This window comes from Mesorhizobium sp. Mes31 (assembly GCF_024519675.1).
Lineage (GTDB): Bacteria > Pseudomonadota > Alphaproteobacteria > Rhizobiales > Rhizobiaceae > Mesorhizobium.
This window is the reverse complement of the sequence record NZ_JALJRL010000020.1, coordinates 29335-43592: the sequence shown is the minus strand read 5'-3', so window position 1 is coordinate 43592 and position 14258 is coordinate 29335. Positions and strand designations below refer to the sequence as shown.

The following is a 14258-nucleotide window of genomic DNA, read 5'->3' as shown; positions in this document are numbered from 1 at the left end:
GCGAGCTACAGTTCGATCCGGAACCGCAGGCTCTCCGCCCCGCCATAGGCGGCGTCCTCGAAGAAGCGCCCGACGAGCTTGCCGCCATTGGCCAGGATCACCTTGTGCGACGCCGGATTGCCCGGCTTGGCGGTGATCTCGACATGGGCCAGGCCGACCGCCCTCGCCTCGTCCAGCATCAGCCGTAGCGCTTCGGTCGCATAGCCGCGCCGCCGCTTCCAGGGCACCACCGCGTAGCCGATATGGCCAAGCACATGCGGCGGCAGCTCTGCCGTGCCTGGTTGCCAGCGAAAGCCGATCGAGCCAGCGGCTTCGCCATCCCAGATCCAGCGGCGGAAGCCCGGCAGGCGCGGCACTTGCTTGCCGTCGGGCAAGGTGATCGGGCCGCCCCTGGCTTCAGGATCGTCGAGGTCGGCGAGAAACGCCACTGGATCCTTTTCGATCGCGGCAAGCTGCTCGCGCGTGGCTTCCTTGAGCCGCACATTGTCCGGCGACCAGCCGCGCTCGAGCGCTGCCTTGTAGGATGGCAGATGCTCAAGCGCGGGTTTGACGATTTCGACCATGCTGCACCGGTGGAGACGCTGTGCCGACAAAATAGCAGCGTCGCTCGGGAAGGAACGTACCACCGGGGCGTAGCCTCTTGCGACAGGGCCGCGTTCCCATCGCTGGAAACGCGGCCCTGGTCCATGTCGTCGGGAGCAGTCGGCACCCCGACGCGGCTGTTGAGCCGCGTCAGGATTGCCTTTGCCGGCTCAGGCGATGTCGAAACGGTCGGCGTTCATCACCTTGGTCCATGCCACGACGAAATCCCTCGTGAATTTCGCCTTGGCGTCCGCCGTCGCGTAGACTTCGGCCAGCGCGCGCAGCTGCGAGTGCGAACCGAAGATCAGGTCGGCGCGGGTGCCGGTCCATTTGACTTCGCCGGTCTTGCGGTCGCGGCCTTCGAACACGTCCTTGGCGTCCGAGGTCGCCTTCCACTCCGTGCCCATGTCGAGCAGGTTGACGAAGAAGTCGTTGCTCAGCGTTTCCGGCCGCCTGGTGAAGACGCCATGCTTCGACTGCCCGGCATTGGCGCCGAGAACGCGCAGGCCACCAACCAGAACGGTCATTTCCGGCGCCGTCAGCGTCAGCAGCTGCGCGCGGTCGACCAGCGCCTCCTCGACGGTCAGCCGCTGCTTGCCGCTGACATAGTTGCGGAAACCGTCGACGGTCGGTTCAAGCGGCGCGAAGGAATGGATGTCCGTCTGCTCCTGGGAGGCGTCCATGCGTCCCGGCCAGAAGGGGACGTCCACGCTGTGGCCGGCATCCTTCGCGGCTTTCTCGATGGCGGCATTGCCGCCGAGAACGATCAGGTCGGCAAGCGAGACCTTCTTGCTGCCGGTCTGCGAGGCATTGAAGTCCTTGGCAATGGCTTCGAGCTTGTCGAGCACCTCAGCGAGTTCGGCCGGCTGGTTGACCGCCCAGTCCTTCTGGGGTGCCAGGCGAATGCGCGCGCCGTTGGCGCCGCCGCGCTTGTCGGAGCCACGGAAGGTCGAGGCCGAAGCCCACGCCGTCGAGACCAGTCGCGACACCGACAGGCCGGACGCCAGGATCTTGGCCTTGAGCGCTTCGGCGTCCTGTTCGTCGATCAGCACATGATCGACCGCCGGAATGACGTCCTGCCAGGGAAGTTCTTCCTTCGGCACGAGCGGGCCGAGATAGCGGGCGAGCGGGCCCATGTCGCGGTGGGTCAGCTTGTACCAGGCACGCGCGAACGCGTCGGCGAACTGATCCGGGTTTTCGTGGAAGCGCTTCGAGATCGTCGCGTAGGAAGGATCGAACCGCAGCGCGAGGTCGGTGGTCAGCATCGAGGGCGCATGACGCTTTCCAGCATTATGCGCATCCGGCACCGTGCCGGCGCCGGCGCCGCCCTTCGGCGTCCACTGATGCGCGCCGGCCGGGCTCTTGGTCAGTTCCCATTCGAAGCCGAACAGATTGTCGAAGAAATTGTTGCTCCACTTGGTCGGCGTCGTTGTCCAGGTCACTTCCAGACCGCTGCCGATGGCGTCGCCGCCCTTGCCGGTGCCGAACTTGCTAGCCCAGCCGAGGCCCTGCAGCTCGATATCGGCGGCTTCCGGCTCGGCGCCGACAAGGGCTGCATCGCCCGCACCATGGGTCTTGCCGAAGGTGTGGCCGCCGGCGATGAGCGCGACGGTCTCCTCGTCGTTCATGGCCATGCGGGCAAAAGTGTCGCGAATGTCACGCGCCGAGGCCAGCGGATCCGGATTGCCGTTAGGGCCTTCCGGGTTGACGTAGATCAGACCCATCTGCACGGCGGCGAGCGGGTTCTGCAGGTCGCGGTCGCCAGCATAGCGCTCGTCGGCCAGCCACTTGCCTTCCGGGCCCCAGTAGATGTCTTGCTCTGGCTCCCAGACGTCGGCACGGCCGCCGGCGAAACCGAAGGTCTTGAAGCCCATCGATTCCAGCGCGACGTTGCCGGTGAGGATCAGAAGATCGGCCCAGGAGATCTTGCGGCCGTATTTCTGCTTGATCGGCCACAACAGCCGGCGGGCCTTGTCGAGATTGACGTTGTCCGGCCAGCTGTTCAGCGGCGCGAAGCGCTGCTGGCCGGCTCCGGCGCCGCCACGGCCGTCGGCGATGCGGTAGGTGCCGGCGCTGTGCCACGCCATGCGGATGAACAGCGGCCCGTAATGGCCGAAGTCGGCCGGCCACCACTCCTGCGAATCCGTCATCAGCGCATGCAGGTCCTTGATGACGGCGTTGAGGTCGAGGCTCTTGAACTCCTCGGCATAGTCGAACGCCTCCCCCATCGGATCGGACAGCGGCGACTGCTGATGGAGAACCTGGACATTGAGCTGATTCGGCCACCAGTCGCGGTTGACCCTGCCAACGGCAGTATGCACGACCGGGCATTTGCCCTTGCTGTTGTCGTCGGTGTTGGCGTCCATGTCTTTCTCCGATCGTGGCTGTGTTGGGCGTTGCCTCAACTGCTGCGTGAACAAGGGTCAGGAATGCCCTTGGAAGACGGTCCGCTCCATGGCCGGCGCGATGGCCAGGAGCCCGAATATGCGAAATGTCCTACTGCCGGAAGCTTGCCATGGACAAGACTGTCTTGAAAACAAAACAGGCCCCATCACACCACTCATGCCCATGAGGTCGGGCCTGTGTGACACCGGCTGCTCCTATCTCCCTTGCATCTCCTATAGCAAAGCAGCTTGATTAGTTTAAGTTGGATTTCCTGATTACAGCGATAAGATGACATTATGGCGAACCTGACGCTGAAGCAGTTGCGCTATTTCGAAGCGCTGGCGCGACATAACCACTTCGGACGCGCGGCGGATGCCTGTGCGATCTCGCAGCCTGCGATCTCGGTGCAGATCAAGGAATTGGAAGAGACGCTTGGCACGGAGCTTTTCGAAAGAGGCGCGCGCCAGGTGCGGCTGACCAATTTCGGCGAGGAATTCGCGCTCCGCGTCCGCGACATCCTGCGCTCGGTGGATGAACTGGCGGACCTGGCGCGGGCCTCGCGCGACCATTTGGTGGGACGGCTGCGCATCGGCGTGATCCCGACGATCGCGCCATATCTTCTGCCCGCCATCATCGGCAACCTTGCCCGCATGCATGACGGCCTCGATATCCACGTGCGCGAGACGCAGACGCAGAAGCTGATCCAGGAACTGGCCGACGGCCGGCTCGACGCGGCCATTGTCGCGCTGCCGGTGTCGGAACCTTCACTGACGGAAATCGTGCTGTTCGCCGAGACCTTCGTGCTGGTCCGGCCCGGCGAAGACGAGGGCAAGCCGGTGCCCAATCGCGAAATGCTGCGCGAGATGCGGCTGCTCCTGCTGGAAGAAGGCCATTGTTTCCGTGACCAGGCACTGTCGTTCTGCAACATGCATTCGGCGCGACCAAGGGAGTTGCTGGACGGCAGCTCCCTGTCGACCCTCGTCCAGATGGTCGGCGCCGGCGTCGGCGTCACCTTGATCCCGGAAATGGCGGTGCCGGTGGAGACACGCTCGGCGTCGGTCTCCATCGCCCGCTTCGCCAGCCCGCAGCCCTCGCGAACGATCGGCATGATCTGGCGCAAGACGAGCCCGATCGCCAGGCAGCTCCTGCGGATTTCCGAAGTGGTTCGCCAGTCGGCCGACGCAATGCGCGAGCAGCACGATCGGGCACCGGCCACGCAGCCCCTCAACCTGGCGGCGGCGGCGCAATCGCAATGAGGACTGCCTGACCAGATCTTCAGCGCGCTGCCTGGAACCTGATTTCGCCCTTGTTCAGGAAACAGGTCTTGTTGAACAGCGACAGATCCAGCGGGTTCGGCAACCGGACATCGCCGATATCGGGACACGGCTTCTTCGCCGGATCGTATGAGCGGTCGATCTGCGAAATGAAGACGAGGATCAATCCCCTGTCGCGCGCAAAGGCCTTCAGCGTGCGGACCTGAGCCATCAGGTCCGGGTTTTCCCGTTTCTGATCGAGCAGCTGCAGATAGTCTATGACCACCAGCGTGCCGCGCGGCGCCGCCCGCAACGCCCTGACGATGTAGTCGGCACTGATCGCGTCGGAATTGTCGAACTCGAACAAGTGGTTGAAATGGGCCGGCTCCACCCCGATGGCGCGAAACCTGTCCAGCACGTCCTTTTGCGTATACTCCAGCGTGAACAACACACCCCGATTGCCGGACTTCATGGCCTCCACCGCGAGTTCGAGGCTCATCAGGGTCTTGCCGTGCCCTGGTCGCGCACCCACCAGAACCAGGTCGCCGGGCGCCAGTTGCGCGAACAATCCGCCGGCAGGCGCCGTTTCGGCTGCCCTCCTTGCAAGCAGGCTCCAGCTGGCAAAGCCTTCTTGTGCCGCAATACGGTCGAGCGCTTCATGGAGCGGAATCTTGCCCTCGCGGGACAACAGCCTGGCTTGACGTTTCAGGCGGTAGACAGGCGCGGATAGCTTCATCACAACCTCCCATTGCGAGCCGTTTTCGCAACCCCTCCTTATGCCTGGCGCTCGAACGGTCGGTTCGGTGATCGGATAGCCCCGCATGAATGATGCTTTCCCGGTGGAGGGAGGAGGCGCGGGCCGCGCCAGAATCAAATCATAGCCCAATCCTTGAAGATCGAAAATCGAGGATGTTCACAGCGGGCAATTTCGGCATCGACATGCGGGGCGCTGAACAAGATGTGTTTCGCCGATTGGCGCGAGGTCATTTATGATCGATTCACGGCGGCAACACCCGCAAGGACTCTGGAATGACCTCGACAGGAGAATTGATCCGGTGCGGTTGAGATCTGTCCCGCTGGGTGTCGTCACCAGCCTCCTCCTCGTCGTCATCGCCTTGACGGCATCAGTCCGGTCCTTTGCCGCATTGCGGCCATCTGGCGTTCCGGCATGGCTGCAAGCCCATGTCGGCGAAGGGGAAGGTCAAATCGCACAAGTGGTGCTTGAGCGGGCCCGCGCGCTTTACCTGAAGAAGGTAGGCGAAGGCGCCGTCAAGAATCCCTGCTACTTCGCCATGGACGCGACACGCCCCGGCGATCTGGGCAATGGCGAACTGGGGCGCCGCTACTACATCATCTGCGAAGCCAACCAGTCGTTTCGCGCGGTTTCGGCGGGTCACGGCGGCGGCCGGAACTTGAAAGGCGTCGTCGATTTCGCGAATGGAAGACGGTGCGCGAAGAACTTCGGCAATGCGATGGATTCGGAATTGACGGCCGGCGGGGCCTATATGACCGGCGAGGAGAAGACATCGTTCAAGGGCTACTACCGCGTCGGGGCGAAACAGGACGCGGTTTTCCAGCGCACCTTCGTGCAGTTTGACGGCGAAGGCGAAGCCGCCAATGCCAGACAGCGGGTGATCGGCGGCCACGCGGCCCAGGTGCTGCGCGGCATGTGTCTTCGGAAAAGTCCGAACCGCTCATACGCCGACCATGATGGTTACGTGCCGTTTGGCAAGCTAGTGGACTACGCCGGCGGCCGCAGCAATGGCTGCACCAGCTGGTCACCGGCGGATGCGGAGCGGATCGTCCCGATGGTGAAGGACAATCCGACCACGCTCTATATCTATCCTGAATCACGCGACATCGCCGCCATCGCCCAAGCGGCGGCGACCGGTCGTTCGCTGCCGGCCGCCGGGCCCTATTGGAATGCATCCTGCCTGAAGGAAATCGGCTCTCCGAAATTCTGGCCGCGAAAGACCCTCGAGCCAATCATCGCGCAATACAAGAAGGATCATCCGAAACCGCCGCCCCAGCCGGTGCCGATTTGCAAGGAACCGTGAGGTTCGCGCACCGATAAACCGCGAACCTCACGCACTGTGTTGGCTACGCGCTCCCGTTCGGCGCAGAAAATCGAGCACGGCCTGCATGAACTCTGCGGGGTATTCAATGTTCGACAGCTGAACCGCCGGCAGAGAGCGGGAAATCGCCTACTGCAGCAGGCCCTTGACGATGCCGCTCGCCTTGCCGAAATCCATCTGGCCGGCATATTTCTGCTTCAGCGCGGCGATCACCTTGCCCATGTCCTTCTGGCTGGCCGCTCCCGTCGCCGCGATCGCCTCGCGCGCCGCCGCCGCTATTGCGGCGTCGTCGAGCTGCGTCGGCAGGAAGTCGCGGATGATCTCCATCTCGCCGCGCTCCTGCGCGGCCAGCTCAGGCCGCTTGCCGTCGTCGAATGCCTTGGCCGATTCCTCGCGCTGCTTCACCATCTTGGCCAGGATCTGCAGGATCTCCTCGTCGCTGGCCGGCTGCTTGCCGGCGCCGCGATTGGCGATATCGCGGTCGTGGATGGCGGCCTGGATCAGCCGCAGCGTCGGTAGCCGGTGCTTGTCCTGCGCCTTCATCGCGCTCTTCAGGGATTCGGCGATTTTTCCGCGCATGGTGCTTTCTCCTTCGATCGGCGCGGACAATAGCGCCGGGGGCAAGTCAACGCAAACTCTGAGTTTGTCTGGCAAGCCTCTGATATTGCTTGATGAAATAAATCCAGATCCTGTTTCGCATCATCATTGACCGCTCTGCCCCCTTCCCCTATGTACTGGGCCTTGCATGAACTGAAGCTTGAGTGCGTGGAAGCTGCGAAATCGCTGCTTTGCGCCGTTTGCTGCGCGGACGGCCCGCCGGGCCGGCTGAAGCGCGCAGCCTGATAGGAGTGCCGCCATGGCCACGATGACCGCTGCGTCGACCCCCGCTTGGGCCACCGAAAAGCCGACCGCCCTTTTGGTGCTGGCCGACGGCACCGTCATCGAGGGTCGCGGCCTGGGCGCCACCGGCTCCGCCGTCGCCGAAGTCTGTTTCAACACCGCACTGACCGGCTATCAGGAAATCCTCACCGACCCGTCCTATGCCGGCCAGATCGTCACCTTCACCTTCCCGCATATCGGCAACATCGGCACCAATGACGAGGACATCGAGGATCTCAATCCGGCCGCCCGCGCCGGCGCCGTCGGTGCGGTGTTCAAGGCCGATGTCACCAATCCCTCCAACTATCGCGCCGGCACCGGTCTCGACCAGTGGCTGAAGAAGCGGGGCATCGTCGCCCTGTCGGGCATCGACACCCGCGCGCTGACCGCGCTGATCCGCGAAAAGGGCATGCCCAACGCCGTCATCGCGCATGCGCCGGACGGCGTGTTCGACCTCGACGATCTGAAGCGCCGCGCCGCCGCATGGTCCGGCCTGATCGGGCTCGATCTCGCCAAGGAGGTCACCTCCGGCCAATCTTCCGTATGGCGCGAGACGCCATGGGTGTGGAACGAAGGCTTTGGCGAACAGGCCGAGCCGTCCATGCATGTCGTGGCCATCGACTATGGCGTCAAGCGCAACATATTGCGCCTGCTCGCCGGTCTCGGTGCCAAGGTCACCGTGGTGCCGGCCAGCACCGGCGCCGAGGAGATCCTCGCCATGCAGCCGGACGGCATCTTCCTCTCCAACGGCCCTGGCGACCCGGAAGCCACCGGTGACTATGCCGTGCCGGTCATCCAGGACCTGCTCAAGACCGACATCCCGGTGTTCGGCATCTGCCTCGGTCACCAGATGCTGGCGCTGGCGCTGGGCGGCAAGACCGCCAAGATGCATCAGGGCCATCACGGCGCCAACCATCCGGTCAAGGACCACACCACCGGCAAGGTCGAGATCGTCTCGATGAACCACGGCTTTGCCGTCGACGCCGACTCGCTGCCCGAGGGCGTCGAGGAAACCCATGTCTCGCTGTTCGACGGCTCGAACTGCGGTATCGCGCTTACCGGCCGTCCGGTGTTCTCGGTCCAGCATCACCCCGAGGCCTCGCCCGGCCCTCAGGATTCGCACTATCTGTTCCGCCGCTTCGTCAACCTGATCCGCGAAAAGCGTGGCGAGGAATTGCTGGCCGAGCGGGCTTAACCCGATCCGTTAGCGCTGCCCCTCACGGCTCATATCTGTGCTCCGTCCTTCGCCACGCCGGTCGTGACATTTGTGATCGCCACCGGCCTGGCCACTTTCGTGACGAAGACGATGAGCGCCAGCATCAGGAAACATGCGCCGACGAGATAGGGCGCGCCGCCGAACACGACCGGCGCGTTCGACCCCGTGAACCAGGAAAAGATCGCCGTATAGAGCAGCGGCGTGATGATCGAGGTGATCGAGAAGATCGAGGTCATCGCGCCCTGCAGTTCGCCCTGCGCCGAAGGCGGCACCTTGGCGGCGGCAAGGCTCCTGAGCGGCGGGTCGGCCAGCGCTTCGAGACAGCCGACGACGATCACCGCATAAATCATCCAGCCTTGCGTCGCGAAGGCGTAGCCGAAGGCGCTGAGCGCGGTGAACGCGAGACCGATTGCCGCCGTTTTCCACTCGCCAAGCCTGGGGATCACGCGCGGCAGGACCGTCGCCATGACGATCGCCCCGCACAGGCCGAAGGCGCCGAGCGAGAAGCCGATCTGCTGCTGGTTCCAGCCATAGCGGTAGCTGGAAACGAACGACCACACCGCCGGATACATCATGTGCCCGAGCGTCATCAAGAAGAAGACAAGCCCGATCCAGCCGATGCCTTCATACCTACGCATCTGGAGAAGCGTGCCGACCGGGTTGGCGCGCTTCCACTCGAAGCGGCGGCGGTGCTTGTCGTCAAGCGTTTCCGGTAGGAAGAACAGCGCGATCAGGAAATTCACGAACGCAAGTCCGGCGGCGAAATAGAACGGCACGCGCGGCCCGAATGTGCCGAGCAGCCCGCCCAGAACCGGCCCGATGACGAAGCCGACACCAAAAGCGATGCCGAGCAGGCCGAAATTCTTCGCCCGGTTCTCATCGGTCGAGATGTCGGCGATGAAGGCCGATGTCGTCGAATAGCTGGCGCCCGAAATGCCGGCCAGCACACGCCCTATGAACAGCATCGAGTAGGACCAGGCGACGGCGCAGATCAGATTGTCGATAGCGAACGTCAGCACGGAGGCGAGCAGGATCGGCCGCCGTCCGAACCGGTCGCTCAACCCTCCCATGACGGGCGCGAAGAAGAACTGCATGGCCGCATAGACGAAGAACAGCCAGCCGCCTTCGATCGCCGCCTCGCTGATGCCGACGCCGGTCAACTCCCTGAGATAGGCGGGCAGCACCGGCATGATGATGCCGAAGCCGATGATGTCGAGCAGCAGCGTGGTGAAAACGAGCGCAAGGCCCCGCCTGGCGGTTTTGGGATCGATCATGGTGGGTCAAGCTCCTCTGCTCGCCCTGGGGCGCAGGCGGACGCACCTTATAGGCGAGCCCGCCGCAAGGAACAATAAGGGAACAGGCAGGAATCGTTGATCCTGACTCTCCCTGACGGCGTCTTACCGTTAGATCAGCGTTGGGAAACGCGTGCCCGAGACTGTTTCGAAATTCGCTGTGGCGAGCCATATGGTGGTGGTTTCGAGAACCGGTGCGCAGCGGACATTCGGTCCGCGGGCACCGGAAGCGCAGAAAACGCCCCTGGATGGCCGCCAGAGTAGAAATTCAAACAGTCTCCTCAGATCGGGCCGCTCAGCGTGTTGCAGTCCGAAAGCTTGCCGCTCTTGTAGCCGCGCGCCAGCCAGGTCTGCCGCTGCTGCGAGGTACCGTGGTTGAAGCTTTCCGGCACGACATAGCCCTGCGTCTTCTTCTGCAGCGTGTCGTCGCCGATCTGCTTGGCGGCGTTGAGCGCGCTCTCTATGTCACCCTGCTCCAATATGCCCTTCTGCGCGGTGTAATGCGCCCACACGCCAGCGAAACAGTCGGCCTGCAGCTCGATGCGCACCGACAGCTGGTTGGCATCGGCTTCGCTCATGCCTTGCCGCATCTGGTTGAACTTGGACATGATGCCGGTCAGGTTCTGCACGTGGTGGCCGACTTCATGCGCGACGACGTAGGCCCGGGCGAATTCGCCGGAAGCGCCGAACTGCTGGTCGAGCTGCTGGAAGAAGGTCATGTCGAGATAGACCTTGTGGTCGCCGGGACAATAGAACGGACCGGCCGCCGCGGAGGCAAAGCCGCAGGCCGAGCGGACCTGGCCGCTGAACAGCACCAGCTTCGGGTCCTCATAGGTCAACCCTTGCGACTTGAAGATGCCGGTCCAGGTGTCTTCGGTCTCGGCCAGCACGGTGGCCACGAACTGCTTCATCTCGTCGTTGGCGGGCGTTCCCGCGCCACTGTCCTGTTCGCCGCCGTTGTCGGTGATCTGGCCGCCGCCGCCCGGCGCCAGTCCGCCATCGCCACCGCCCAGGATCGTCGACGGATCGAAGCCGAAATACCATCCGGCAAGCACCACCAGGATGACGAGGAAGATGCTGCCACCGCCGCCGGCACGGCCGCCGATCGGGATGCGGAACTGACCGGGGCTGCCGCCGCCGATACCGCCGCCGCTGTCGCTGCGGTCGTCCTCGATATTGTCACTCTGACGACGGCCTCTCCAGAGCATGGCAACTCCTCGCGCTGCGAACTTCCCATTGTGCCGGCAAGGCCGGTCCAACCCAACAAACAATTATCGCAATGGTTGCGCCAAGTCACAGCATTTTTCGTGACTTGGGATGTTGCTGGCATGCGCGCTTCACCGCTCTGGCCGAGCCCGGGGAAGGCCTGTAGCATCGCCCGCGAATGGAGGGACGAAGGCGCTTGCGAACGATCGGCCGGATGATGTTCTTGCTGGCATTGAGCTGTCTTGGCTTGCGGGCCGCCGGCGCGGTGACGCTCGATTCCAGCGTTGCCGTCACCGATCCCGCCACCTTGCAGGCGCTGGAGCGCGGCGGCCTGTCGATCAGCCGCCTGCTTGGGCCCGCCCTCGGCCTCACCCGCGACGTCGACAATCGCGGCCTGTTTTCGGTGCCGGCGCTGGCCACGGTGCGCGACACCGTCAAGCAACAGATCGGCGACGAGCCGAAGACCAGCCCCGACCCCTATGTCGCTGATATGGCGAAGTCGAACGACACCAGCCAGAAGTTCAATCCAAAGTACATCGATGACGACGGCTCGACGCTGGACCTGACCGGCGTCGTCAACCGCATGGATCGCGGCTATCTCGGCCATACCGAATGCGGCGAGATCCGGCTGATCTACCGCTTCCATTACTCGGTCGCGGAAAAGGCAGCCAAGGGAAAGGGCACGCAGCGCATCTCCTCGCGCCTGCCGCTGACCATGAGTCTCGTCTTCAACGCCAAGCCGAGACAGGCGCAGGCCCGCGCCTCGAAGGACCTGCCAAGCGCCACCGACTTATCCTGCGCCGACATAGCCAAGCGCTGGCTGGCCGCAGGTCAAAAGGACCTGCCGCCCGAACAGCTTGCCGCCTGGCTGCGCTCCAGCGAAGGGCCGCTGTCCGGCGCCATGCTGAATGCGTCGCAGATCATGCGGCTCGAACTCAACATGCAGGTGCTGCGCCTGTCGGCCTCGACGCGGCGCGATTTCGGCGGCCACGCCGAGTACCTGCTGAAGATCTTCAAATGGGATCCGGCCACTTCGAGCTTCCATGAATCGAGGATGGAGAACCAGATCGACCGGGCAACCGTGCTCGCCGACAAGCCGGCCTTTGCCAAGTGGCTGCTCACCGACCGCAACATCTACGACCTCGACCATGGCCGGCTGGTCATCGACGAAAAGTTCCTGGCCAAAAGCGCCGTCTCGGTCGCGCCCGGCGGGCTGAGCCGGTCGCAGAACAACATCGCCTACGGACTGGTCGACGACGACGCCGTAGACAAGGCGTTGAAAGACTACGTCGCCAGGGGCAACACGCTCGCCACCATCAAGTCGGTGGCCGGCTTCGATTTGCGGCTCAACGAGATGAGTTGCACCGGCTGCCACCAGACGCATGGCATTGCCGGCTTCCACTATACCGGCGCAGATCCCGCCAGCGAGCCGCGCCGCAACGCCGTCTTCGTGCCGGGCTCGGCCGTGTTCTTCGCCGACCTGCCGCGCCGCCGCGCCATCGTCGAGCAGTTCGCCTCCGGCGGGCATCCGGATTTCAACAAAGGCTTCGCCGCTCGCCCTGACCAGAAATATGCCGAGGCGCTGAAAGGCACCGACCTCTACAATGGCTGGGGCTCGATCTGCTATCGCGGCGAGGATTTGAGCTTCAAGGACTGGACCTGCGGCGCCGGCCTGCGCTGCGCCGGCGTGCACGAAAGCGCCATCCATCCGGGCTTCGGCACCTGCGTCAGCGAGGCCGGCACGGCGGTCGGCGATCCGGTCGAGTTCGGCGAGATCAGGATGTCGAGCTGGGGCAGCGACAAATATTGCCGCCTGTCGCCGACCACCGCCAAGGACTGCGCCATCGATCCGGCGCGCGACAAGAAGCCGGTGGTGAAGCTTGCCGGTTACGGTGCCGCGCGCCAGCGCTACGACAACCCGCAACAGAAGACCGGCGGCTTTCCCGGCGGCATGCTGCGCAAGGCAAGCTGCGACAAGCTTCCCGACGAAGCGACGTGCGGCCGGCTGGCCAAGACCGGCTTCAACGACTGCGTCGCGTCGGGCAAGGACCACAAATATTGCACCAAGGAATTCACCAAGACCGCCGGCCTGCGCGCCTGCGACAAGGCGCATCCTTGCCGCGAGGACTATATCTGCACCGCCGGCTACGACGACCTGCCGCAGGCGAAACCGGGGGAAGGCACCTGCATCCCCCCCTATTTCATCTTCCAGTTCCGCGTCGACGGCCACCCGCGCAGCTGGGTGCAGGATGTCAGGGAGTGAGCGAACGGTTTGCCGCAGGCAAATTGAAAGGTCCAGTGGACCTTTCAGAGGGCTCGAACGCCCGCAGCCATAGCGAAGGGCCAAGCGCCCGACAGCCATGATCTGCTGGTGTCATCGTCGATCAAAGGCATAGTGACGACCTCCAGGCAGGCGGCTTTTTGTGAAGCCTTCAGCTCGTTGAAAAAGATCGCTCAGCCCTTCTGCTTGGCCCCGGCGCTCTTGCCGTCGGAGCTTTTCGAACGCTCCTCGAAACGCGCGGCACCCTTCTTCAGCGGATGGCCGGTTTCGGCCTCGGTCTTGCGCTCGTCCTTCGCCGCCGCCTGTTTCAGTCCCTTGGCAGCTTGCTTGCCCTTCGCGGTCGGTGCCTGTTCAACGCCCATTGGTTCCTCCATTGCCGCGCGACAATCGCGCGATGTTAGAAGCAACGTGCATAACATCGGGTGGTTCCGGCAGCCTCTCTTTTGGAAATGGCTAATGCGACTTAGCGCGGCGCCGTCATCGCCTTGCGAAACGCTTCCAGCGTCTCGGCGCTGACATGGTGCTCGATACCCTCGGCATCGATGCGCGCGGTCTCGGCGCTGACGCCGAGCGAACGCAGGAAGGCCTCCACCGTCTGATGGCGGATACGGCTCTCCTCCGCGACCTTGCGGCCGGCATTAGTCAGGAACACGCCGCGATAGGGTTTTCTCGACACCAGCCCGTCGGCGCACAGCCTGGTCAGCATCTTGGCCACCGTCGGCTGGGCAACACCGAGCCGGGCAGCGATATCGACCTGGCGCGCCTCGTTGCCGTCCTCGATCAGATCGGCGATCAGCTCGACATAATCCTCGACCAGCGCACTGCGACGCGCTTCGCGCGTATGCCGGAATCCTTCCGAATGAACGTCGGCGTCAGGCAGCGGCTTTTCGCGCGGGACCGGTCTGTTCTTCAGCGCCAATGCGCGCTCCTCCTGGGGACTTTGCCCTGCATGCATTTATAGCACGGGCTCTGATTCTTCAGGCCGTTTATTTGCATTCCGCCGCAGGTGCAACCGGCGTTCCCGTTTGCCCCTTTCGCACATCGATCAGCGTCAGCTAAAAAGCACCGACAATGAAATATAGCATATTG

Annotated in this window: 12 protein-coding genes; 4 read left to right on the top strand and 8 right to left on the bottom strand. The window is 63.7% G+C overall.

Going from position 1 to position 14258, the window contains the following annotated elements:
- Window positions 1–5 precede the first annotated feature (5 nt).
- Together NR193_RS26855 and katG are read right to left on the bottom strand one after the other, a co-directional pair.
- Window positions 6–563, bottom strand: coding sequence for a GNAT family N-acetyltransferase (locus NR193_RS26855; protein ID WP_256753729.1), 558 nt, complete (start codon window positions 561–563; stop codon window positions 6–8).
- Window positions 564–752: 189 nt separating this feature from the next.
- Window positions 753–2948 carry a catalase/peroxidase HPI gene (gene katG / locus NR193_RS26850; protein ID WP_256753728.1) on the bottom strand — a complete coding sequence of 732 codons (2196 nt, stop codon included), beginning with the start codon at window positions 2946–2948 and terminating at the stop codon, window positions 753–755.
- A gap of 315 nt (window positions 2949–3263) precedes the next feature.
- On the opposite strand from katG, the gene NR193_RS26845 reads away from it, so the two are divergent.
- A complete protein-coding gene (locus NR193_RS26845) occupies window positions 3264–4223 on the top strand; it encodes a hydrogen peroxide-inducible genes activator (RefSeq protein WP_256753727.1) in 960 nt (319 codons plus the stop codon).
- Between the two features lie 19 nt (window positions 4224–4242).
- Here NR193_RS26845 and NR193_RS26840 read toward each other — a convergent pair whose 3' ends face one another.
- Complete coding sequence (locus NR193_RS26840) at window positions 4243–4956, bottom strand: DNA helicase (RefSeq protein ID WP_256753726.1); 714 nt, start codon at window positions 4954–4956, stop codon at window positions 4243–4245.
- A 319-nt stretch (window positions 4957–5275) separates the two neighbouring features.
- On the opposite strand from NR193_RS26840, the gene NR193_RS26835 reads away from it, so the two are divergent.
- The gene (locus NR193_RS26835; protein WP_256753781.1) at window positions 5276–6277 is read left to right on the top strand and encodes a murein L,D-transpeptidase catalytic domain family protein; all 1002 of its coding nucleotides are present in this window, start codon (window positions 5276–5278) and stop codon (window positions 6275–6277) included.
- Between the two features lie 147 nt (window positions 6278–6424).
- Here NR193_RS26835 and NR193_RS26830 read toward each other — a convergent pair whose 3' ends face one another.
- Window positions 6425–6874 carry a GatB/YqeY domain-containing protein gene (locus tag NR193_RS26830; protein WP_256753725.1) on the bottom strand — a complete coding sequence of 150 codons (450 nt, stop codon included), beginning with the start codon at window positions 6872–6874 and terminating at the stop codon, window positions 6425–6427.
- Window positions 6875–7151: 277 nt separating this feature from the next.
- Here NR193_RS26830 and carA point away from each other — a divergent pair, with 277 nt between their 5' ends.
- Window positions 7152–8369, top strand: a complete 1218-nt coding sequence (gene carA / locus NR193_RS26825) for a glutamine-hydrolyzing carbamoyl-phosphate synthase small subunit (RefSeq protein ID WP_256753724.1) — start codon at window positions 7152–7154, stop codon at window positions 8367–8369.
- A gap of 29 nt (window positions 8370–8398) precedes the next feature.
- On the opposite strand, the gene NR193_RS26820 is transcribed toward carA, so the two are convergent.
- Both NR193_RS26820 and NR193_RS26815 read right to left on the bottom strand, forming a co-directional pair.
- On the bottom strand, window positions 8399–9664 hold the full coding sequence (locus tag NR193_RS26820; RefSeq protein ID WP_256753723.1) for a TCR/Tet family MFS transporter: 1266 nt from the start codon (window positions 9662–9664) through the stop codon (window positions 8399–8401).
- 299 nt (window positions 9665–9963) lie between these two features.
- Entirely contained in the window at window positions 9964–10890 is a 927-nt protein-coding gene (locus tag NR193_RS26815) for a neutral zinc metallopeptidase (protein WP_256753722.1), read from the bottom strand.
- 212 nt (window positions 10891–11102) lie between these two features.
- On the opposite strand from NR193_RS26815, the gene NR193_RS26810 reads away from it, so the two are divergent.
- On the top strand, window positions 11103–13151 hold the full coding sequence (locus tag NR193_RS26810) for a hypothetical protein (protein ID WP_256753721.1): 2049 nt from the start codon (window positions 11103–11105) through the stop codon (window positions 13149–13151).
- Between the two features lie 191 nt (window positions 13152–13342).
- Here the strand turns inward: NR193_RS26810 and NR193_RS26805 are convergent, their stop codons facing one another.
- Entirely contained in the window at window positions 13343–13531 is a 189-nt protein-coding gene (locus tag NR193_RS26805; protein WP_140774647.1) for a hypothetical protein, read from the bottom strand.
- Between the two features lie 101 nt (window positions 13532–13632).
- The gene (mntR, locus tag NR193_RS26800) at window positions 13633–14088 is read right to left on the bottom strand and encodes a manganese-binding transcriptional regulator MntR (protein ID WP_256753720.1); all 456 of its coding nucleotides are present in this window, start codon (window positions 14086–14088) and stop codon (window positions 13633–13635) included.
- Between the last annotated feature and the right edge of the window lie 170 nt (window positions 14089–14258).